Source organism: Parabacteroides distasonis (assembly GCF_004793765.1).
GTDB classification, from domain to species: Bacteria; Bacteroidota; Bacteroidia; order Bacteroidales; family Tannerellaceae; genus Parabacteroides; species Parabacteroides distasonis_A.
This window is the reverse complement of sequence record NZ_SRYM01000062.1, coordinates 1-21,729: the sequence shown is the minus strand read 5'-3', so window position 1 is coordinate 21,729 and position 21,729 is coordinate 1. Positions and strand designations below refer to the sequence as shown.

At 51.5% G+C, this 21,729-nt stretch carries 22 protein-coding genes and 3 pseudogenes; 18 read left to right on the top strand and 7 right to left on the bottom strand.

The annotated features are described in order from the left end of the window. Positions 1 to 65 precede the first annotated feature (65 nt). The gene (locus E5342_RS16595) at positions 66 to 554 is read left to right on the top strand and encodes a polysaccharide pyruvyl transferase family protein (RefSeq protein WP_135959841.1); all 489 of its coding nucleotides are present in this window, start codon (positions 66 to 68) and stop codon (positions 552 to 554) included. Continuing rightward, positions 544 to 945 carry a glycosyltransferase family 2 protein gene (locus tag E5342_RS16590; protein WP_246867146.1) on the top strand — a complete coding sequence of 134 codons (402 nt, stop codon included), beginning with the start codon at positions 544 to 546 and terminating at the stop codon, positions 943 to 945. Before E5342_RS16595 ends, E5342_RS16590 begins: the two co-directional genes overlap by 11 nt. 545 nt (positions 946 to 1,490) lie before the next feature. On the opposite strand, the gene E5342_RS16585 is transcribed toward E5342_RS16590, so the two are convergent. Beyond that, positions 1,491 to 2,246: a WG repeat-containing protein gene (locus tag E5342_RS16585; RefSeq protein WP_135959840.1), complete on the bottom strand. Its 756-nt coding sequence runs from the start codon at positions 2,244 to 2,246 to the stop codon at positions 1,491 to 1,493. A gap of 131 nt (positions 2,247 to 2,377) precedes the next feature. Between E5342_RS16585 and E5342_RS16580 the strand changes: the two genes are divergently transcribed. The 10 genes and pseudogenes from E5342_RS16580 (at position 2,378) to E5342_RS16530 (ending at position 9,513) form a co-directional block, all read left to right on the top strand. Continuing rightward, positions 2,378 to 2,680 carry an immunity 17 family protein gene (locus E5342_RS16580; protein ID WP_135959839.1) on the top strand — a complete coding sequence of 101 codons (303 nt, stop codon included), beginning with the start codon at positions 2,378 to 2,380 and terminating at the stop codon, positions 2,678 to 2,680. Between the two features lie 30 nt (positions 2,681 to 2,710). Then, positions 2,711 to 3,229: a hypothetical protein gene (locus E5342_RS16575; protein WP_135959838.1), complete on the top strand. Its 519-nt coding sequence runs from the start codon at positions 2,711 to 2,713 to the stop codon at positions 3,227 to 3,229. A gap of 225 nt (positions 3,230 to 3,454) precedes the next feature. Then, positions 3,455 to 4,323, top strand: a pseudogene (locus tag E5342_RS16565) (helix-turn-helix transcriptional regulator). 122 nt (positions 4,324 to 4,445) lie between these two features. Then, the gene (locus tag E5342_RS16560; protein WP_135959843.1) at positions 4,446 to 5,282 is read left to right on the top strand and encodes an RteC domain-containing protein; all 837 of its coding nucleotides are present in this window, start codon (positions 4,446 to 4,448) and stop codon (positions 5,280 to 5,282) included. Between the two features lie 30 nt (positions 5,283 to 5,312). After that, on the top strand, positions 5,313 to 5,537 hold the full coding sequence (locus tag E5342_RS16555; RefSeq protein WP_135959837.1) for a hypothetical protein: 225 nt from the start codon (positions 5,313 to 5,315) through the stop codon (positions 5,535 to 5,537). A gap of 109 nt (positions 5,538 to 5,646) precedes the next feature. Continuing rightward, the gene (locus E5342_RS16550; RefSeq protein WP_135959842.1) at positions 5,647 to 6,075 is read left to right on the top strand and encodes a helix-turn-helix domain-containing protein; all 429 of its coding nucleotides are present in this window, start codon (positions 5,647 to 5,649) and stop codon (positions 6,073 to 6,075) included. Then, positions 6,038 to 8,191 (top strand): bifunctional DNA primase/helicase, encoded by a 2,154-nt coding sequence (locus E5342_RS16545; RefSeq protein ID WP_135959836.1) that lies wholly within the window; start codon positions 6,038 to 6,040, stop codon positions 8,189 to 8,191. The genes E5342_RS16550 and E5342_RS16545 overlap by 38 nt, the downstream gene beginning before the upstream one ends. Beyond that, positions 8,166 to 8,525 (top strand): helix-turn-helix domain-containing protein, encoded by a 360-nt coding sequence (locus E5342_RS16540; RefSeq protein ID WP_005647603.1) that lies wholly within the window; start codon positions 8,166 to 8,168, stop codon positions 8,523 to 8,525. The genes E5342_RS16545 and E5342_RS16540 overlap by 26 nt, the downstream gene beginning before the upstream one ends. A gap of 118 nt (positions 8,526 to 8,643) precedes the next feature. Next, positions 8,644 to 8,859 (top strand): annotated as a pseudogene (locus E5342_RS20390) (hypothetical protein). A 162-nt stretch (positions 8,860 to 9,021) separates the two neighbouring features. Further along, positions 9,022 to 9,513 carry a dihydrofolate reductase family protein gene (locus E5342_RS16530; protein WP_135959835.1) on the top strand — a complete coding sequence of 164 codons (492 nt, stop codon included), beginning with the start codon at positions 9,022 to 9,024 and terminating at the stop codon, positions 9,511 to 9,513. A 272-nt stretch (positions 9,514 to 9,785) separates the two neighbouring features. Here the strand turns inward: E5342_RS16530 and E5342_RS16525 are convergent, their stop codons facing one another. The 3 genes from E5342_RS16525 to E5342_RS16515 form a co-directional block, all read right to left on the bottom strand. Next, positions 9,786 to 10,124 (bottom strand): HipA N-terminal domain-containing protein, encoded by a 339-nt coding sequence (locus E5342_RS16525; protein ID WP_168354510.1) that lies wholly within the window; start codon positions 10,122 to 10,124, stop codon positions 9,786 to 9,788. Positions 10,125 to 10,365: 241 nt separating this feature from the next. Beyond that, positions 10,366 to 10,752, bottom strand: a complete 387-nt coding sequence (locus E5342_RS16520; protein ID WP_004327330.1) for a type II toxin-antitoxin system RnlB family antitoxin — start codon at positions 10,750 to 10,752, stop codon at positions 10,366 to 10,368. 4 nt (positions 10,753 to 10,756) lie between these two features. Beyond that, entirely contained in the window at positions 10,757 to 11,806 is a 1,050-nt protein-coding gene (locus tag E5342_RS16515) for a type II toxin-antitoxin system RnlA family toxin (RefSeq protein WP_004327332.1), read from the bottom strand. Positions 11,807 to 12,747: 941 nt separating this feature from the next. On the opposite strand from E5342_RS16515, the gene ltrA reads away from it, so the two are divergent. Both ltrA and E5342_RS19860 read left to right on the top strand, forming a co-directional pair. Beyond that, complete coding sequence (gene ltrA, locus E5342_RS16510; RefSeq protein ID WP_135959833.1) at positions 12,748 to 14,433, top strand: group II intron reverse transcriptase/maturase; 1,686 nt, start codon at positions 12,748 to 12,750, stop codon at positions 14,431 to 14,433. Next, positions 14,417 to 14,551, top strand: a pseudogene (locus E5342_RS19860) (DNA methylase); the annotation flags it as partial. The gene ltrA and the pseudogene E5342_RS19860, both read left to right, overlap by 17 nt. On the opposite strand, the gene E5342_RS16500 reads toward E5342_RS19860, so the two are convergent. From E5342_RS16500 to E5342_RS16490, 3 genes are all read right to left on the bottom strand, one after another. After that, positions 14,543 to 14,998, bottom strand: coding sequence for a DNA-binding protein (locus E5342_RS16500; protein WP_135959832.1), 456 nt, complete (start codon positions 14,996 to 14,998; stop codon positions 14,543 to 14,545). The pseudogene E5342_RS19860 and the gene E5342_RS16500 overlap by 9 nt on opposite strands. Beyond that, positions 14,995 to 17,097 (bottom strand): type IA DNA topoisomerase, encoded by a 2,103-nt coding sequence (topB, locus tag E5342_RS16495; protein ID WP_135959831.1) that lies wholly within the window; start codon positions 17,095 to 17,097, stop codon positions 14,995 to 14,997. Before topB ends, E5342_RS16500 begins: the two co-directional genes overlap by 4 nt. An 88-nt stretch (positions 17,098 to 17,185) precedes the next feature. Continuing rightward, positions 17,186 to 18,706, bottom strand: a complete 1,521-nt coding sequence (locus tag E5342_RS16490; RefSeq protein ID WP_135959830.1) for a DUF4099 domain-containing protein — start codon at positions 18,704 to 18,706, stop codon at positions 17,186 to 17,188. 186 nt (positions 18,707 to 18,892) lie between these two features. On the opposite strand from E5342_RS16490, the gene E5342_RS16485 reads away from it, so the two are divergent. The 4 genes from E5342_RS16485 to E5342_RS20385 all read left to right on the top strand — a co-directional run. Next, positions 18,893 to 19,588: a DUF3800 domain-containing protein gene (locus tag E5342_RS16485; protein WP_005842513.1), complete on the top strand. Its 696-nt coding sequence runs from the start codon at positions 18,893 to 18,895 to the stop codon at positions 19,586 to 19,588. Between the two features lie 4 nt (positions 19,589 to 19,592). Continuing rightward, on the top strand, positions 19,593 to 20,126 hold the full coding sequence (locus tag E5342_RS16480; RefSeq protein ID WP_005842515.1) for a hypothetical protein: 534 nt from the start codon (positions 19,593 to 19,595) through the stop codon (positions 20,124 to 20,126). Positions 20,127 to 20,381: 255 nt separating this feature from the next. Next, entirely contained in the window at positions 20,382 to 21,512 is a 1,131-nt protein-coding gene (locus tag E5342_RS16475) for a tyrosine-type recombinase/integrase (RefSeq protein WP_210434976.1), read from the top strand. Between the two features lie 63 nt (positions 21,513 to 21,575). After that, a partial coding sequence (locus E5342_RS20385; protein WP_432707225.1) for an SMI1/KNR4 family protein occupies positions 21,576 to 21,729 on the top strand: 154 nt, incomplete at its 3' end.

The following is a 21,729-nucleotide window of genomic DNA, read 5'->3' as shown; positions in this document are numbered from 1 at the left end:
GTGGACCAAATTTATTTAATTTTTAACTAGCTCCCATTTTTATGGGACACTAGTGTGATGAATATTTGAATAAATACAGAGAAGCTGTTTTTGGGGGGCAAAAACTTTATCTGAGGCGTATTGATAAGGAAATGGATTTTTCTACCATATTGGATGATTTGAGAGGTTTTGATATACGTGACTGGCCCTCATTAGAAAGAAGACCAATTTGCTTATTGATTTTGAGGATAATGAAAAGAGCTGCTTATTACTTGCAAAAAATAACTTGTTTAACTGTTTTGCAAAGATTTGTTAACCATCTGGCTGATGAATATGCTATCCGTATTGTTCGTCCTTATCTTCTAAAGAGAGGTTGTGATTTTATTTCCCCTTACTCGGAAGTAATAACGACTCGTTTGCATGGGTTAATTTTATCTATTTTATTTCATAAGCCAGTTTATTATATAAATAATACGACAGGCAAATTATCAGCTTATGTGGATACATGGCATTTGCAGGATATTTTAGAAGTATCTCCTTATGTGGATAAAATATTAGAAAAGCATGTTGATTAGTGTAGTATTGCCGGCTTATAATGTTCAAGATACGATAGGGGAATCTATCGATAGTATTTTAAGCCAAACATTTACGGACTTTGAGTTGATCATTATCAATGACGGATCGCAGGATAATACAGAAGAGGTGATTCATGCTTATTCGGATAAGAGAATTCGTTATTATCGGAATGAAAAAAATGAGGGTTTGATCTATACATTGAATAGAGGATTGGACTTGGCTCAAGGGAAATATATAGCACGGATGGATGCTGATGATGTTTCTCTTCCAACACGTTTTGAAAAGCAAGTCAAGGTGATGGAGGAAAGTCCAAATATCGTAGTTTGTGGAACGCAAATCATTCCTTTTGGAGTAGATACGGCTAAGAGATTCTCTCTGTTTTTGCCATAAAAACAATCGTTTTTTTGTAATCGGTTGTTAGATAAGACTTAAAGAGTAGAAAGTTCGATAGCCGGTAGCGATTTGGTAGCTGTGCGGGTTTCGCTGCATTGCTTCGCTTTGCTCTTGGAACTGATGCAAATATAGGGATTTTGACCGAAAAAGGGAAATGTTTCGGGGGATTTTTTATTTTTCGGGATTACCGGATTACAGGAAAAGCATAAAAGCAGGAGGCGGTGCAAGAAACGAGGTTGCACCAGTGGTTTTACAAGAAGTGTAAAGTTTTGATTTTCAGTGTGTATTTCTGTGGTGCAAGGTGCAGCTATATTTATATATATAGCTGCACCTTGCACCAGCCACACAGAGCTGTTTTGCGGCTTGCACCAAAAAACTTTTAAGTCGTTGTAAATGAATAGGTTTTGAATTTTGATGTTTGTTTCAGGGGAAAGGTGGGATGAACGGGGTGTTCCGATAGGGCTTGGCGGCTTCGTGCTTGCCCTGCAAGGGTTTGGCAGGTGGGTGGCTGGAATGTCGGATTTAGGGCAGTCTTGGGGCTTTTATTCAATCCTTTGCCCTTTCCGGTCGATGTAATACCAATCATCGCTTTCCCAATAGTGGTATTCCCCATCCGAATCGGGAACTTCTTGCTGTTCTCCCGTGTCGGTTACTTTCGCCTTCCCGTTCTCGAAAGGAAAGCCAAAAGCGAAGCGTGGCTCTATGAGGGTATTGCCATGCTCGTCCGCATATCCGATACGCCCTTTTTCATCGACGATGCGGTAAACGCCTTCCTGCACGGAATCGTTGCCGTTGTCATACCGGTACGGGACATAGAGGCTTGCGGGATGGCTGTTGCCGGAGGATATGGCCGTGCAGCGGTCATGATAAAGGGTGAACAGCCATATTTCAAGCAGGATGGCAAGGACTGCAAGCACCGTGCAGACAAGGAAACGGAGGCGATAGCGTTGCCGCACCGATACATGGAACGCCCCGTAAAAGTCGTGCATCATGCGGTAACGCTCCTCGGTATAGATGCGCATATTCCTCCAAAGCAGTACGGGGAACGGCAGTATCAGCGGGAAAAGCGTAAGGCGGTCGTCTGTCTCGTAAAGAAAGCGGACAGCCGGAGTGTCCAAGAACTGTAAAACAACGGCGACCGGAAACAGAAGGCAGGTGAACTGGATCACGCTGATGACCGCAAAACTACGGTCAGGGAAGCCGTGCCGACAACTGCGCCACGTCCAATAAAAGAAGTGGTCGAAGAATCCGGGGAGCTTCGGCCGACCGGTTCTTTTATGTGGAGAGGCTTTCTTCATACGTTTGCGGCTATATAGATGCAAATAAAACGTATTTCTTCCAAACGGAAAAGATTTTTGCGGTGAAACTTTTTGAGTGATTGGACTTTTCACTATTTTTGCTTTGGTGTATAACGGTTCGTCCGTAAGGTATGAATTTGGCTTTTTCTGTTATTGCTATGGAATGGTTCGATAAGATAAGCGAGTTTATGGAGGGTCTGCCGGAGTGGTTGCAGGCGCATCCGAGGTACGGCTACCTGATCGTGGCGGGAATCCTGCTGCTGTGGCTTGTGGGGATTGTCTGCGGATGGCGGTGGACATACTCCCGTCTGGGAAGTTGGGAGGGGAATTTCTGGCTGGGTACGCTGGGTGAAAGGAGTTACCGTTTCTGGCTGGGGCTGATCGTTGCCGCCGCAGCGGGATGCGCCCTGTTGCTGTTCTCCGTAACGGGATAAGCAAGCGGAAAACAAGGAAAGGAGGAAGCTATGTTCAAGGAAGCGGCATACTGGATGTATTACTTCTGGAGCAAGAACAAACGTGCAAGGAAAGACAAGGTGGTTATCTCCAATGCCACGTGGACGATGGCAATCCTGTGGTTTCTTAACCTGATGGCTCTCCATCTTTTGTTCGAGGCATGGGGATGGGATATGCTGACGGGCTGGTTCTCTTCCCTGACGGACAAAGTGGAATGGAGCAGATTCAACCCGGTTGCCTACCTGTTCGCCACAGCGATGCTCGCCCCTTTTATCTGGATTGCCAGAAAGCTGTATTACCGTCCTGCGAAGCTGAAAGCGATGCAGGCGAAGTACGAGACAATGGGCAAATACCGGAAACTGCTCGGTCAATGCCTGTTCTGGCTGTATATTACCGGCAGTTTTGCATCCTTCTTCATCATAGCCGAACAAAAGAACCATTCCAAGGAGCAACCACTGATCGAAAGGTTGCAGGAGATACGGGACGGCAAATATCCCGTTGAAAAGACGCACTCACCAACCGGCGAATGACCTTCTTCCGGCTCCCCCCTGCTTACTGTCTCATGCCGTTCTGCGGATGGAACCGGCACAGCCTTTCTGTTTTTCACGACCGAATATCCGAACCTATGGGGCAAAATCCGAATCCGCAGCGCAAGGACATACCGTAACCGATGCAAAGCACCGGAAGGGTGCTTGTTGCAGACAATTTGTAATTTCGTGTAAGATTTACGTCATTAATATTAAAATTGAAACAGAATGAAAGAGAATCTTACACAAATTCTAATGAATGAAGCCATCCGGGAGGGATGGCGGGAGTGGATGGCAAAGGTGCGGACGGTATTGCCGCAAACGGATGCGGAGCGCCCGGTAACATGGATTGCGGCGGAACGTCTCGCACGGGATCACGGGCGGATGGTCCGGCTGGTGGAACTGCTCAGGGAACACCGCCCCGTCCTTTCCTGCCGTGTGCAGGAAGAAGCCGGATTGCTGATACTGGTCGCCTACCACCGGCACGGCAGCTCGGCGGACTTCCTGCTGGATACGGCGGAGGCGTATTTCCGGGAGAAGGACTGCGGGGGATTCCTGTTCCTCTGCCGGATGCAGGCAAGCATCAACGCCTACGACGAATACCCGCACCTGAACGTGCTCTGCAACCGTCTGGCGGGACTGCTGTTCCGCTTCCGCCGTGAACGGGAGTCCGAGTACCGCAAGGGCATACCGCCGATGTTCGGCAAGGCGGACTTGCAGGAAGTGGAAAAGTACCTGCCGCACCTGCGGGGCTGCTCTTTCCGGGAAGAGGTCGCACTGGCTCTGCCCAAGGTGAAAAACGTGGAGGAGCTGGCACGGGAATGTGCCATGTCGGTCAATACGCTGGGTCGGCGGTTCAGGGAGGAGCTGAACACGACTCCGCACCGCTGGCTGACGGAACAGCGGAAGGCGCACGTGGTCTCCCTGCTGGCGGACACGGACTGCCCTTCCAAGAGATTGCCGACGTGTGCGGCTTCGCTACTCCGAGCTATCTGTGGGACTTCTGCAAGAAGCACCTGAAGGCTACCCCTGCCGAAATCCGTGAAATCGCCCGGTGCGCCCGTCCCGTCCGGCATCCTTTTCCGGTTCAGAAGTGAGGGGCTGACCGCCCGCAGCCGATTGGCGGACAATCCGAACATGGCGGTGAAAATTCAGAACGCCCGTTTCCCGGCACTCTGCTAACTTTGTTTCCTTATAAACAACCCGATACAGAATCATGATGGAAGAATATTTCAATACATTGTTGCAGGAGACGGAGCGGCGCATGGCTGCCGCTTCCGCCGGCATGGAGGGAAAGGAAACGGTCGCCACCTGCCGAGAGATGGTTTCGTACCTGAAAGCCAAGAACCGTGAGCTGAAAGCGTATGCGCTCGCCCGTCCGTTCAGCGGGGACGAGGAGGAAATCCGTTACTTCAAATACTACAAGCCCGCCCTGACGGGCAGGCTGCTGTACTATTACTGGGTATATCAGATAGAGAGCGGCTGTCCCGGCTGCCTGCGGGTAGCCGAAACGTACTACCGCAGGGCGATGGAACGAGCCGAGCGGATGATGGAACGCTACCTGCCCTTCTACCAGTATTACCACAGCGGGGCGACATACCGGGACGATTACTATTTCCTGCGGGCGAAGGGCGAACTCAGCCCCGAAAGCGGCAGTTTCGTGCTGGACGAGGAAGCGGAGTTCTCTACGGGCTACGACATACTGGCGGCACGCCTGATCTCGGTGGAGATGCTGCTGGTCTATCTGAGCCGCCGGATAGAGCGTGCGGCACGAGGGGACGGTACGGATGCCGTGCCGGGGAAGGAACACCGCTGGACGGATACGAAAATCGCCGCCATACAGCTTGTTTACGGCATCCATGCCGCCGGAAGCGTGGACAACGGCAACGCCGAGATCGGCGAGCTGGCTACGCTGTTCGAGAAGACCTTCCAAGTGGATCTGGGTAACGTGTACCATGCTTTCGGCAGGCTGCGGGGACAGCAGAACCCGACGGCGTTCTTGGACGAGATGAAGGAGAAGCTGCTCAAAAAGATGCGGGACATGGACAGCAAGTGATCGGCAAGTCGGCAGCAAGTTGACAGCAAGTTGGCAACGGAACGGCAGAGGCGGCAGGAGATGAAAAGAGAGCGTCCGGAGGGCAGAAAAGAGCCTTTCGGACGCTCTTTTTTGCTCTTTTTGCTTCGACGTCAGTTCCTTTCCGCCTTGTTTTTACGTTGTTCCTACTCTTTCCTTGCCTTTTTCAGTCTTTTCAGCCTTTTTGTTGCCCGGAAAGGCGGACGGAAGGGCGGCGAGGGTGAAAAAAGAGGATGAAATAATGCGCATCAGAAAAAAAAATCTTTGCCAAGGTGCCGGTATGGTGGCAGGAAAAACCGGCGAATCGGGCGACATTTGCGGCAGAAACCTAAAAAAGAGTACGACAATGGAAATAATGACCATCGAGAGCAACGCTTACCGCCTGCTCGTGGAGAAGATCGAGAAGATAACCGCCTACGTGGAGGAATCCCGGAACCGGGAGGAAACGGAGCGCAAACGGAAAGAGGAAGCGGAAAGCCCTGCTGCCAAGGGACGGAAAGCCGACCCGAAGTGGATGACGCACAAGGAGGTGTGCGAGATGCTGGACATCAGCCAGCGCACCCTGCAACGCTACCGGCAGAAGCATATCATTCCCTATTCCATGATCGGGCGGCAGATACGCTATCCCCGGCAGGCGGTCGAGAGCCTGCGTGAGCGGTGGATGGTGGAGACACCCGCCGCCAAGATCGACCGGATGATAGCGGAACATCCCCTGCATAACCGAAAAAACGGCAGCTATGGTAAAAAAGGAAGAGATACTGGCAAGAACCAGTAACGGGCTGGATGTGTTCCGCCACTACCTGCCAGTGAAGTGGCGGGTGGGCAGGAACTTCCTGAACCCGCTGTATGCCGACAGCAAGGCTTCGTGCAACGTGTATTACGACCGCCGGAGCGGTACGTACCGGATGAAGGACTTCGGCAACGGGGACTATTCGGGCGACTGTTTTTTCCTCGTGGCGAAGCTGAAGGGGCTGGACTGCCGGAACGCCGCCGACTTCGTGGAGGTGCTGCACACCATCGACCGGGAGCTGTGTCTCGGTCTGGAGAATGACAGCCCGGAAGATACTGCCGTTCCGGACGGCGGCTGTCGTACCCTGCGGCTCGTGCCGGGCGCAAGGGAGCATGGAACAAGGGATGACCGGAGCGGTGAAGGAATATCCGTCAGGGCAAACGGGAACGGCACGGGAAAGCCGGACGGGTACACGGAAGAGGCGGCTGCGCCCTTTGACCGTCCCGAACCGAAGCCCTACCGGACGACGGAAAAGCCGTTTACGGATGCGGAGCTTGCCTACTGGGGCGCATCGGGCATCACGGAGGAGCTGTTGCACCGTTACGGGGCGGTATCGCTCGCCGAGTACCGGGGCGAGACGAGGGAAGGCAAGTCGTTCGGCTTCAGTTCCACCCCGGCGGAACCGATGTTCGGCTACAAGGGGAAATGGGGCGTGAAGGTCTATCGCCCGATGTCGGAGGTGCGCTTCGTCTATGGCGGACACACGGGCGACAACTACTGTTTCGGGCTGGAACAACTGCCCTCGAAGGGCGACCTGCTCTTCCTCACGGGCGGCGAGAAGGATGTGCTGACGCTGGCGGCGCACGGCTTCCATGCCATCTGCTTCAACTCGGAGACCTCGGTCATCCCAGCGAAGACCGTGCGCAAGCTGGTCTATCGCTTCAAGCACATCGTGCTGCTGTACGATACGGACAAGACGGGGCTGGAGTGCTCGGAGAAGCACCGTGCGCAACTGTCGGAGTACGGGGTGAAACGGCTGGTGCTGCCGCTGCCGGGGACGAAGGCGGAGAAGGACGTGACGGACTACTTCAAAGCCGGGCACACGAGGGAGGAGCTGATGGGGCTGTTCCTGAAGCTACTCGACACGCTGTACGGGGACACGATGGCGGTGCTGAAATCGTGCGAGATCGACTACGACCACCCGCCCGAACAGGCTGTCGCCATCGTTACCGCCGGGGAGGTGCCGTTAGGCTCGGAGGAGAACATCCTCTGCATCACGGGCGGCGAAGGGACGGGCAAGAGCAACTACACCGCCGCACTGGTCGCCGGGGCGATCATGGAGAGGGAGACGGACGCCGACCTCTTGGGGGTGCGGGTGGAGCCGAACCGCAAGGGGCGTGCGGTACTGCTGTACGACACGGAACAGAGCGAGCAACAGCTCTACAAGAACACGGGGCGGCTGCTGCGCCGTGCCGGGCGTGAGCGGATGCCGGAGTACCTACACGTATATTGCCTGACAGGAATGTCGAGAAGCGAGCGGCTGACCGCCATCGTGCAGAGCATGGACAAGTACCACTACCTGCACGGGGGCATCCATTTAGTCGTCATCGACGGGGTGGCTGACCTGATCCGCTGCGCCAACGACGAGGCGGAGAGCGTGGCGCTGATTGACGAGATCTACCGGCTGGCGGGAATCTACCGCACGTGCATAGCCGCCGTGGTGCATTTCGTACCGAACGGTCTGAAACTGAGGGGACACCTCGGCAGCGAACTGCAACGCAAGTCCGCCGCCATCCTCTCCATCGAGAAGGACGAGAACCCGGAGGTGTCGGTGGTGAAGGCGTTGAAGGTCAGGGACGGCAGCCCGCTGGACATTCCCCTGATGCAGTTCAGATGGGACAAGCAAGCCGGGATGCCCGTCTATGTGGGCGAGAAGCCGAGGGCGGAGAAAGAGAAGCGCAAGGAGAAAGAGCTGGCGGAGATGGCACGGGAGGCGTTCGCCCGGCAGGAGAAGTACGGCTACATCGAACTGTGCGAGCTGATACAGGAGATGCTGGAAGTGAAGGAACGGACGGCGAAAGGCTACATCCGCTATATGCGGGAAAAGGAAATCATCGAAAAGGAGGGCGACTGCTATGTACACGGACAGGGAAGAGTTTGAGGGCTGGATGGAGCGCATCATGGAACGCTTCGACCGGACGGAGAAATTGCTGGAAAGGGTGCTGAAGAAGAACAACACGCTCGACGGCGAGGAGGTGCTGGACAACCAAGACCTGTGCCTGCTGCTGAAGGTGGGCATCCGCACGCTGCAACGCTACCGTGCCATCGGGGTACTGCCGTACTTCACCATCAGCGGCAAGGTGTTCTACCGCACGAAGGACGTGCACGAGTTCATCCGCACCCGCTTCGCCGAAGTGGAGGAACGGGCTGCGAAACGCAAGGAGAAGGAAGCCCGGAAAGCGGAAAGGCGCAGGAAAAGGGGGCTGTTCCCGTAAGAATGACATTTTTCTGACGGTGCTTTAGGTGGATGAAGCCCTGCCGGATCGTGAGATTAGGCGGGGCTATTGTTTTGTTATTCGGGAAGTTTCACTATCTTTGCGATGCGAAGATAGGATGCGGCTCGGCATTGTCAAATTAGAAAACCTTGTTTTCATTTGCCGTTGCTCTCGCCTTTCGCTATCTTTGCTCCACGAAGACAGAGGACGGTGCTTTCGGGTACGGTCGCTGTCGTGACATAGAAGATTCATACCCGGCTTGGAAGCAGGCGGGGTTGATATACATATTGTACGTTCGCTGAACGTCTTATACGAAAAACTGGCACTTTTTTGACAAACAAGACGGATGGCGCAATGCGCATGCTGTATGCTTATACGGCGTGGGCTTGCCTATTCTTGTTTGTCGGGTATGCCAGTACCTTCGTATTAGGAATAGCGTGAGTTCACGCTGTTCTTTTGGGTGCAAGGCGGACATAATCCTTAAAAACTCATTGACATGAAACAGATTACCTTGCACGTGTACCAGTCCCTTGACGGTTGTCCAGTCGGAGCGGACAAGCATTTCGATGCGGCGACGGATGCCTCCTGCTGCGTGCTGATCGACGAAGAAACCTACCTGCGCATTTACCTGAACCATCTGGGCTGGCCGCTCACGGCAAAAGAGACTTTGGTCGTGACGGGCGGCTGTATTGACCTGACGGAGAAGGAACGGGTGCAGTTTGTTACAGGGGATGCGGCAGCGGAACTGCGGAGAATAAAAGCGGACGGCGAAGGTACGGTAACGGCTTACGGAGCGGAAACCGGGGCTTTGCTCTTGGATAACGGGCTGGCGGACGAAATCGTGGTGACAACCGTGCCGGTACTGGTCGGCGGCGGTGAGAAGGCACTGGAGTGCGGGCTGAATGACGGCAGGACATGGGTCGTGCGATCGAGCAAGGTATTGGAAGACGGGAAAATCCGGACGGTGTACGGAAGGGTGTGCCCATGAAATGTAAAAAGCCGCTGAAAAGCGGCTCAGGTCATTTAGGAAAGGGCGACGGATTATAAAAAAAACGACCCGCCGATTTGAGCATTTTCACTGTTGTTCAACAACTCGTGTCAAGAGGCTTGGCAGGTTCTACTGGTGCAAAGATACACAAAATTCTTGGAATGACAACGGGAATATATAACAAGAGTACGACAATCGGTTGCCGCACTCTTATAAGAGATTTACCCAAAGTACGCTGAACGGACGGGAAGCGGGGTAAGTATGTTATCGTTCTAAGCCGGAATGAGTTGATACGGGTTCGCTATCGTCTTACGACCGTAGTTTTTAAGCAGATAAACCAAATCCTGCCTTTCTGTACCTTTGGGAGCTTGGAGTTGTGCACGGCTCGGTATGCGGGAAACAAAGAAGGGCCACAACTCGCTGGATGAGTATTCTTTATCTACCGTCGGGAAATTTACCAACGGCAGGATGTCTCTCTGCCTCTTGAACTCTTCCGAGTAAGAGAAAAACCAAACATTATCGGCATACGACAACGTACCGACCTCCAGTTTGTTCAATGTCAAGATGAAGTCAGCCTGCCCTTTGCCCGAATGAATAGCCTGTTTTTTCATCGTTCTATTCATTTATTATAATTTCATTATAGTGGTATTCTAAAGCAGAATAAAAAACGACCCGCCTATTTGAGCATTATCAAGAGGCTTGGCGGGTTCTATTGGTGCAAAGATAAGGTAAATTCTTTGAAAGACAAAAGAATATTAAATTTAGGTAATACCGTTGCCTAAATTTGAAGTATAAACAAAAGGTGCATCATTGATGCACCTTTTGTTCTAATATATTGATTCCTTTATAATGTTAAAGTACATTTGTCGGAAGAATATTAGTTCTGTCTAATTTCTTTCTAAAGAATGTTTTTTGAATAGACGATAATACGCTATGTTCAATCACATCCTTATGCAAAGTAAAGAATTTATCAGAAGCACTAATACACTCTTGTGTAGCTTTACATTTTCTCAAAGAATTATTCAATAGACTAACTCCCATGAGCTTAGTTTTGAAAAATCTATTTTTTAATCCGTTACGGTATAGAAAATCAAAATAAACTTCAGCATCGGCAACATTATATTTTGCCAATTCTGATTGGAGAGCAGTCCAATAGTAATCCGTCATTTCCAATGACAGAACTACTACTAAAAAACTTCGTTCTCCTAAAGAGATTATTTGATAATCTTTTGTCTTCATTTCTTTACCAATTAGTACATAAGTCATTTATAATAACAAGTCCGTCCTTTATTATGTTTACCGCTTCATCATAATATAAGGTTCTGCTTGTTTCTAAGTTCCTGCGATCAATATGGAAAGTTGTATGCCGATTCTTGTTATAAAAGTCATACGCTTTTTCCAATGCTCTTTTTAACGAGGGATTACCATTGTAAGTTCCCACATTCTCCAAAAAATGGTAGTTTCCGTCTTTACCTCTCTCAAAATATGTACCATAATCTTTAAAATCCGGTGCGTCTTCCAAGAGTCTTTTGCTAATCAAGCCATCCAAAGCCTTCATTATACCGAATGTATAACACCCGTAATCATCAACCACAACACCGGAGTTAGCAAGAGCAATAGATGTTTTCAGAAAATCTTCAAGAATACTTCCTTCAATGTTTTCAGTTTTCGTGAAATGCTTATTCAAATCTTTTTCTATCACACATCCAACTAAAGGTTGAATAGCCAAGAAGTCTTCCATTACTTCGGTTGGAACAGAAGATATTGTCTCCATTATTTCTGTAATAAGCTCAATATAAAAAGCTGTTACAGCTCCCTGTAAAAATAAAGTCCCATTATTATAAAAAATAATAGATACCTTGGCATCATATTTCCCCTTTAAATGATATTGGTTCCTGATAGCAGGATTGTTATCTGTATTGACCGTAGTTATTTCGATTTCATCACTTTCCGATAATACATCTATAAAAGCATCAAAATCTTCTTCACTTATTCCTTTTGCCGTAAAGCTTTTCTTATCAGGGCAAGGAATTGAAGTATTTTGAAGGATAACGTTCCAACATTCTTCACATATTCCTTTTAAATGTGCTTTTCCTTGCGTACTGTAAGAAACTTGCCCGCCATTAATAAAACAGTTTAAGATACCTGTTTCCTTATTATGAGTTATTGCTATTTTTTTTAATTTACCTTCTTGGCAATCTGTTATTTTGATTGAATATGAAGGTTTTGTCGCTATAAAATCAATAGCAACCTGATCTATGTTTTCAACAGATAATGAGTGCTTTTTAGCCATTGTTGTCCTATTTTCGGGTACAAAAATACAATATTTTTCGAATATATGTCCACAAATTCAAGCATTTAACCCTTTTTGAGCTGTAAAAAGGTTGTTTAAAGGGAAATGGAACGCTTCATATTATGAACAGAATAGGTTCGAAATCCTTTCGAGTATTTGCCAGTCGGTTATGGGAAAGACAAATCCGCCTTCTTATATAATCGGCTGACAAAGATAGTGAATATTGCCGGGATTACGGGTACAAGACCTTGAAATCCCGTGGGTGCGACATGAAGTCGCATAGATAATTGTTGGAATGATACTTACGGGTATCAGCTTTAACCCGCTGTTCCGTCAGCGGTAGCCTACCACCGATGCACCTTAATAGTTGTATTAAGCGGTTGGGACAAAGTACACTTTCGCAAGACAAGACAGAACCGTGAGGGGAAGTCAAGTACGGTTAGTATCATACCGTAGAGTGGCGAGGCTGGATAGTATGGTTAGCGCAAGCGAACTGTTAGTAAACTTCGTAATGTCACGAAAGAGTGTAAGATACTGGTACACTCTACCCAAAAGGGAAGCGGTCGGTTAATCCTTTCCATGGTAGGATTACACGGATATAAGCACCGCCGGAGGATGAGACAGAACCTAACCTATCCGTTAGTTATCTATGTGGAACATGGTAAGCCTGTATATCTCCTGCCATGTAAAAATGGCAGGTAAGCTGACAGCAATGAAAGCCGAATGGTGTGCAGGTATAAGATAACAGAAAAAGCGAATGCCGTTCTGTAATGGAACGGATACGGATTGAACCGACATCACGGGCTGATGTAGGCGACATCATCCGACACGAAAGTGGGCAGACTTCTGTGGCGACACTCGGTAGGCAAAACAAACCGAATGTTGCCAAATGGTGATTCTTTACAATAGACTTTTAGAACTTTTTTAAAGTAGGAATGCAAATGAACGATAAAATCAAAGAAAAACTCCTCGACCAATCGTGTGCACCGACTGATAACTTGCAAACGAATTGGGACAGGATAGACTGGACCAAAGCGGAGCAGGCTGTTAAGAAGCTTCAAGCTCGCATTGTAAAGGCTCAGAAGGAAGGCAGAACGGGCAAGGTGAAAGCCTTGCAGTGGACGCTGACCCACTCTTTTTACGCAAAAGCCTTAGCCGTAAAGAGAGTTACTTCTAACGGAGGTGGTAGCACCCCCGGGGTGGACATGGAAACATGGGAGAAACCCGAAGCAAAAACACAAGCGATAAGTGAGCTCAAACGCAGAGGCTACCTGCCGAAGCCATTGAGAAGAGTCCACATCAAAAAGAGTAATGGCAAACTGCGACCGTTGGGAATACCGACAATGAAAGACAGAGCCATGCAAGCACTTTACCTCATGGCATTGGAACCAGTGTCGGAAACAACAGCCGACACACGTTCGTACGGTTTCCGCAAGGAACGTCGCTGTATGGATGCGGTACAGCAATGTCATAACATTCTCCGGAAAGGCTATTCTCCCGAATGGATTTTGGAGGGTGACATAAAGGGGTGCTTCGACCATATCAGCCATGAATGGTTGCTTGCCAACATCCCTATGGACAAAGCAATACTCCGAAAATGGTTGAAATGCGGCTATATCTTCAACAAACAGATGTTCCCGACAGAGGAGGGAACGCCACAAGGTGGCATTATCTCTCCCACGCTTGCCAATATGACATTGGACGGATTGCAGAAAGTCCTTGCAGAGAAATATAAACGAGTTAGAATAAAAGGCAAGTTATATTCGCCAATGGTGAATCTTGTCCGCTATGCTGATGACTTTATAATTACCTGCGAGAACCGTGAAACACTTGAAAAAGAAATCAAGCCATTGGTAGCCGACTTTATGTCTGAAAGAGGTTTGACCTTATCCGAAGAAAAGACGGTGATAACCAACATTCGTGACGGTTTCGATTTCCTCGGTTTCAATATTCGCAAATACGGCAATGAAATATTGACAAAGCCGACCAAGAAAGCCGAAAAACGCTTTATGGAAAATATCCGTAAGGTTACAAAAGGTCATAAGGGTTGCAAGCAGGAATCATTAATCAGAATGTTGAATGCTAAAATCCGAGGATGGGGAGCATATTATCAGCATGGGGCGACACGTGATTCTTTTCACAGAATCGACCATCAGATATTTCTCGCCTTGTGGCAATGGGCTAAACGCCGTCATTCCAAGAAAGGAAAACGGTGGATAAAAGACCGTTATTGGCACAATATCCGAGGGAACAGCTGGACTTTTGCGGCTAAGTTCAAGAAATCAAACGGCAAGGAAGACCAACTCACTTTGCTGAAACTGGCATCTTCGTTTCCTTTCCTGCAATATACGCAGATAAAAGGGGATATGAATCCGTTTGACGCAGACTGCCGCCTGTACTTCAATAAAAGAATGAAGTCAAAGATGCTTGTGACACTGAAAGGACGTAAGTCCCTGCTTTACCTATGGGAAAAGCAAGGGCGGAAATGTCCGATATGTGGTGAACCGATTGACACGTATAAGGCATGGAACGTAATGCCAACCGTCCAAGACGGACGGAAATGCAATCTGTTGGTTCATGATGAATGCTTCAAATTATCCCGTAAATCCAATGGAAACAAGAAGTAGTGTGAGCCGGTCTCTGCACACGAACAGAGACTTAGAAAAGCTTGAGCCGTATGAGGGGAAACCCTCATGTACGGTTCTGAGGGGGGAAGAGGGCAGTAATGCCCTTGACCTACCCGATGCTGCCGTCGTCTGTCAAGCCGTCCTGCCGGAGCCGCCGGAGGGTCTCGGCTGCCGATCCGCTGCCGAAGTTGCGGACACAGTACAGGCGGGAGAAGCGGAAGCGGCGGAGGTGGACGAGCAGGTGCTCCACGGTGAAGACGCCCAGTTCCCGGCACGCCCGGACAATGCGCTGCGACAAGCCGAAGGCATCAAGCGGGGTGTCGAGCAGGCGGCGGAGCCTGCCCGGTCTGCCGGGCTTGCCCCGCTGCTGTGCCACGTCCTCGTAGATGGTGGCGACCCGGTTGCGGCTGAACAGGGCGGCAATGGATGCGCCGTCGATCATCAGGATGCCGTCGAAACGGGCGTAGGCGATGTGGTTGCCGTTCATCCAGAGGGTGATGCGCAGCTCGTCCGTGCCGCAGAGCCGGGCAGCTTCCGCCACGGTGATCCAACCGATGCCGTTCATCGCCTGCGCTCCTTTCCTTTGGGCTTGTCCGTGCGGGGCGGGAACCCGTACACGGTGCGGAAGTACTTGTCGAAGGTGAGGTACGCATCGAAGGGCTTGCCCTCCCTGCTCCTGAAGCCTTTGATAAGGGATGTTTTGCCTTTGGTTACAAGGTCGGCAATCTGGCTGTCGGTGAGCTGCTTCTCCCCCTTGCCACGGAAGACGGTAAGTCCACAATCGACGTTGCTGCACTTGGCGACCTTCGGGTAAAGGAGGATGCGACCGGAACGGCACTTGGGGCACGGGATATGCCTGCCGTCCGCCACCGATACCTGCACTTGCAGGAGTTCTTCGGTAATCTGGGCGGCATAGACCTCGATGCCCTTGCGGAAGGTGTCGGGATTCATCTCCCCGCTCTCGATCTTGGCGAGGGCGGTCTCCCACTGCCCGGTCATCTCGACATCGGCGATGCGCTTGTCCTTCACTATCTGATACACGGCAAGTCCCTTGTCGGTCGGCACGAGGCTCTTCTTCTCCCGGCGCACGTAATCACGGGCAAAGAGGGTCTCGATGATGGAGGCACGGGTGGCGGGCGTGCCGATACCGTTCCCTTTCAGGCTGTCCCGCAGCTCGTCGTCCTGCAACTCCCTGCTGCAATGCTCCATCGCCGAAAGCAGACTGCTCTCGGTGTGCAGGGGACGGGGCTTGGTCTGTTTCTCCACGCACTCCGCCGATTGCAGGGGGAAAGACTCGCCGGGCTGCAAGGGCGGCAAAGCGGCTGTTCCCTCGTCGTCCTCGTCCCGCTCGCCACGCACGGCACGCCATCCGGCAGACCTGACGACCGTTCCCTTGGCGGTGAACACGCTGTTCCCCGCCGTGAAGGAGACGGTGGTAACGTCCTTGAGACAACGGGCGGAGAAGGCTTCGAGCAGGCGGGCGGCTACCATGTCGTACACCGTGCGCTCGTCGGCGGACAGCTCGCCGGGCAGACACTCGGTGATGATGAGCGCATGGTGGTCGGTAACTTTTCCCGCATCCACGCTGCGGCGGTTGAGCGAAGCCCCTTTCAGGGCGGCGGCATGGGCGGCGAAAGCCGGGTACCGCTCCAGCAGGGCGATGCGGTCGGGTATCTCGTCGAACACATCATCCGAGAGGTAGCGGGAGCCGGTACGGGGGTAGCTCAACACCTTCTTCTCGTAAAGCGACTGGGCGACGGAGAGGGTCTTGTCCGCCGAGAAGCCGTACCTGCCGTTCGCCTCTTTCTGCAAGGCGGTCAGGTCGTAGAGCAAGGGAGGCTCTTGGCTCACCTCCCTGCGCTGCACGTCGGCAACCTCCACCATTCCCGTTGCGGTAACAGCAGCGAGGGCGGCGTTTGCCGCCGAAAGGGTTTCGTAACGCAATTCGGAGATGGCGGCGAAGGGCGTGCCGTCCTTTTCCGCCGTAACCTTCAGCCGGAAATAGGTCTGCGGGGTGAAATCCCTGTTCTCCAGATAACGGGAGCAGATCATCATCAAGGTGGGCGTCTGCACCCTTCCGAGGGAGTAGATGCCCTGCCCGGCGGCGATGCTGAGAGCTTGGGTGGCGTTCAGCCCAATCTCCCAGTCAGCGATGGCACGGGCTTCGGCGGCACGGTAGAGGTTGTCGTAGTCGCTGCCGGGCTTGAGGTTGTCCAGCCCTTCCCGGATGGCACGGTCGGTCAGCGAGGAGATCCAGAGGCGCAGGCAGGGTTTGCGGCAGCCAAGGTAATTGTAGATGTACCGATGAATGGCTTCGCCCTCACGCCCGGCATCGGTCGCCACGACGATACGGTCGGAACGGTCGAAAACCTCCCTGATGACCTTCAACTGTTTGAGCACGCCGGGATCGGGCTTGTACTCCTTGCCCTCCCGTATCTGGCGGGGGATGTACTTAAACTCCTGCGGCAGAATGGGCAGGTTCTCACGCCGGAAGCCCGCATAGCCGTATGCTTCGGGCATGGCGAGCTGGACGAGATGGCCGAACGCCCAGGTAACGAGGTAGCCGTTACCTGAGAGGTAGCCATCGTGCCGCTCCTGGACATTCAACACGTTTGCTATATCCTTCGCTACGGAAGGCTTTTCAGCGATGACTGCTGTAATCATATTTCTTTAATTTTTAACGGTTTGACAAAAGTTATCCCGCCGCTCGGACGGGATAACCGGTAATTCATTTACAGAATGGCGGGGGAAATCAGCGGCGGACACCCCGGCTGCGCTTAGGCTTGTCGGGCTGCTCCTGCTTCTGTGCCTGTTTCCGGTCCTCTTTCTGCTCCTGCCTGCGCTCCTGCTGCTGTTTCTGCTCCCCGGTGGGTCGCTGCTGTGCGGATTGCAGGGCTTCTTTCAGGTTGCGGGTCGTCTCGACGGTCTTGCCCTCGGAATTGACCGCCACCCGCACTTCGTTCTCCACGGCGGGCTTGACACGCCCCTCTTCGAGCGCCGCATTGTAGTCCTTGGGGAACATGAAGGCGGGCTTCTCGCCGGGCTTCCATGTGATGTAGCCTTGGTAGGCTTTTCCTTTCTTGTCCACCAGACCGGAAACCTTGACCGTTCCCCCGGCTTCGAGTTCGAGGCGGGACTTCTCGGTAAGCTCCTGCTTGCGGAAAGTCTTCGGCACCTCCTGATTGGCGGTCTGTTTCAGGTTCGCCTTGTACGCATCCATCGCCAGCCTGCCCCGGTCGCCGAAGAGAAATTCGAGCTGCATCTTGGCTGCGCTGAACTGCACGGGAGCCGGATAAACCTTGGGCTGCTCCCCCTCCTTGGCTCTGGAAAGGAACCGGCAGACCACCGCCTCGCCCTGTTTGAGCCGGGCTATCTCGTCCGGGGTGAAGGTATGCCCGTTCTTCTCCGCCGGGATATTGACCTTGGAGAGCGGGAAGGCGACCAGCTCGTTGGTCTTGAGGTTGCGGCTGACAAGGGCTTCGACCTGCTCGCCCGCCCGGTTGGTGACGGTCGCCGGGTGTCCCATGTTGCCCGTCTGCCGGAGCACCTGCTTGTCGGAGTCGGTGATGTCGTAGCCGAAGAACTGCTTCTGCATCTTCTCCGGGTCGAGGATGCCGTGGCTGCACACGGTCAGCCTGCCGTCCGTGCCGGGCTTAAGCGAGAGCTGGCTGTCGTTGCTGTGCGAGATGCCGTCGAAGTGGAAATGCACCCGGACGGTCTTGTCGGTCTGGAAGCCCCGGAGCATCTGGTCAAGCATCCCGTTGCCCTCGATCTGCTCCCGCTGCACGCCGAGTGCGGCGAGGCTGTTCCAGTCGATGTCCTCCGGGCGGTACTTGTACTGCGGATTCTGTTCGGTCTGCCCGGCGGACTGCTGCGGCGCACCTTCGGGCTGTTGCTGCTGCCCGGCTTGGCTCTGCTGCTGTGCCTGCACAGGCGGCTGCACCTCGTACTGCGCAACGAGCGGCTCGCCCGTCTTGACGGACTGGCTCTCCCGTTGCCGGAAATCGGCGGCTACCCGCTGCACCTCCTCTTCCGGCACACGGAAGAAGTGGAAGCGGGTCGGGTCTTTCAACTGGCTCCAGAGGTTGGAAAAGAAATTTGAAAACATATCGCCGTGGCGATCCACCCGCAGGAGGTCGTTGTTGTCCTCCAAGGGGTTCTTGGTCTGTAACTCGCCGTCCTTTACTCCGCTGACGGCTTGGAGCGTGCCTTTCTCGTCCATGACGAGCAGGATGTCCATCAACTGCTGGCTGCTGTCCGGTCGTTCGTCCATAATCTAATGTTTTTAAATGGTGAATACTATTGGTTCTCAAACGAAACCGGGCGTAAATATAGAGGGAGAAACACGGGAAACCTGCAAGTCCGGTGCGGGCTGTCCGCACTTGTCGTCCGGTTCGCAGGTTTGTCGCACAAGAATTTTTCACTATCTTTGCGTATTGATAATTAAACAAATAATATAATGGAGTGCAGCCACAAAACCTATAACATATATTGCGACGAGAGTACGCATCTGGAAAATGACGGACAGCCTTACATGATATACGGTTATGTAAGCATACCGTACAACGAAATGGCTCTCGCCAAAAAGCAGATACGGGAAATCAAGCAAAAGCACGGATATGAGGGGGAATTGAAATGGACGAACATTTCGGACAAGACCTTTGCCCTTTATAACGAAATAGTGGATTATTTCTTTATGACCAACATGAAATTCAGGGCGGTCATCGTGGATAAGTCGGAGATAGACAACACACGGGCAGAATACAGCTACAATGATTTTTATTTTCGGATGTATTACCAGCTATTGCATCATCAAATGGACATGGACAGCACCTATAATGTCTATTTCGACATCAAGGACACGTGCAGCCAACGGAAACTGCATAAGCTGGCGGAGATATTGAAATACAATTCGGCTATACGGGACTTCAATTTTGTCAAGTCGCATCAGGTACATTTCATCCAGTTGGCAGACATTCTTATGGGGGCGATAAACTATCACCTACGCATCCAGCGGGGAACCATTGAGGGAAAGGTACGGGCAAAACGGCTGATTGTCGAGAAGATAAAGAGACAGACAAACCTTTCGTTATTATGTACCACTCCTCTGAAAAACAAGAAGTTCAACCTTTTCTTTATCAACCTGCAAAAGTAAACCTATGCCATTCAATTTGTTAAAGAAATACCCGGAGCTGCTGGAAATCCTGCATTTGGGAGACAAGGAGCGCAAGGCTTCATTATATAGGGTGTATCGCCGGGACATCGAAGACAACGAAGCGTTCAAGTTTCGGGAAAAGCGTGTCTATCCCATCAAATCGGATGGAGAGATAGATATGCAGCGGGAGTTCATGCACCTAACGACAACTGATGACAAGGAAGCGGAAGGCGCTGCGACGAAGAAAAGAGTCTTCGAGCCAGACCGTTCCCGCCGTCTGCATTGGATTCGCCACCATATCGAGGAAAGGACTTCCCATGTACTGGAGATATTCAGTTGTGAGGAAAGGGATATGAAACACCGTAAGAACATCTACCGGACATACGTGTATGACACAGCGGAAAAATATGTGATCGTCCTTGAACCACAGCGAAGCCCTTACGGGTATTATCTGTTGACCGCCTATTACCTGAATATGCCGGGTGGCGAAAAGAAGATGAAAAAAATGCTGAAAAAGAAGTTGGAGGAAGTGCTATAAAAAACGCAAGGCTCCGAATTGGATCTTGCCAAAACGAGCCTCGAAACCCCTTCTAATTGTAGATGGGCACTGCAAAGGTAGGAATAAAAAACGAAAAATGCAAAAAAATCATGCCCAGCACGTATTTTTTCTTCCGGGAAGCGGTGATAATCCGTTGTTTTCGTTATATTTGGAACCTAAATACAGGTGCGGTCATGCCGTGCCTGATTGAAAATCCGGTAACGGGAAACACGCTTTGTCGTTGCCACCCATGAGATGCGTATGAAAGTCTATCAGAGCAAACCGAGAATAAAACTTTCACCTGCCATCCGTGACGGGCAGAAATACGTGGAAGTGGAGTTCGACGAGGACGATGCCATCCGGCTGTCGTTGTCGAAAGAGAAGGGCGTGCGGTTCGAGGGGGACAGAGCCTACCTGCCGGAAGAAGGGTTCGACCTGTCCGGTTTTTTCGACCGCCATGTGGAAACGGCATTTATTGACTACTCCGCCCTGAAAAACACCCAGCCCAAGAAGAGCGGGAAAACCAGCCCCGCCATCCCGCCCGGCTATGCCGAAACGCTGCGGCAACTGCGGTACAGCGAGCATACCGTCCGTGCGTACACCACTTACTTCAAGGAGTTCCAGCAATACTTTGCGGGAAGGAATCTCCGCTACATCCGACCGGAAGAAATCAACGCCTACATCGTGCACCTGATTGACACACGGGGGATCTCGTCGTGCCAACAGAACTTGCGCATCAACTCGATCAAGTTTTATTTCGAGAAGGTGCTGGGATTGGAACGGAAATGTTACGAGGTAAAGCGAGCCAAACGGGAACGGACGCTGCCCGACGTGCTGAGCAAGGAGGAGATAAAATCCATCCTTGACGCAACCGGTCCGGACATCCGGCTGTTCTGCATGTTCTCGCTGCTCTACTCCGCCGGGTTGAGAATCAGCGAGCTGCTGGACTTGAAACCTCACGACATCAACGTGAGCCGTTCGCTGATACGGGTACGGCAAGGCAAAGGGAGGAAAGACCGCTACACGCTGCTGTCGAAGCCCCTTGTCAGGAAGCTGACCGAGTACACCAAGCTGTACAAGCCGCAGGAATGGCTGTTCGAGCGGTACAAGGGTGAGCCGTTTACGGAGAGCATCGTGTCGAAGAAGCTGAAAGAGGCGGCGAAGGAAGCCGGAATCACCAAGCGGGTGTACCCCCACCTGTTGCGGCACTCGTTCGCCACGCATCTGATCGAACAAGGCACGGACTTGAAAATCGTAAAAGAGCTGTTGGGACATAACCAACTGAAAACGACGGAAATGTACGTGCACATAGCCGACACTTTCAAGAGCAGCATCCGCACTCCATTGGATGATATTCTTGAAAGTGATAATGAGATAGTTAAATAAGAAAATAACAGCGAAAACCGCTGATAATTACATGTTAGTTGTCAAATAAAAAAGGAATTAAAAATGAATGAAATAATACGCAAATTGTCATTGGCAGGAAATAAGCGACCTGTGACAAATAAAGATATGTCACAAATAGAAAATAAATTGGGGATAGTCATTCCTGATGATATGAAGGCTTTTTATCTTTGTCTTAATGGCACAGGTGTCTTAGGCT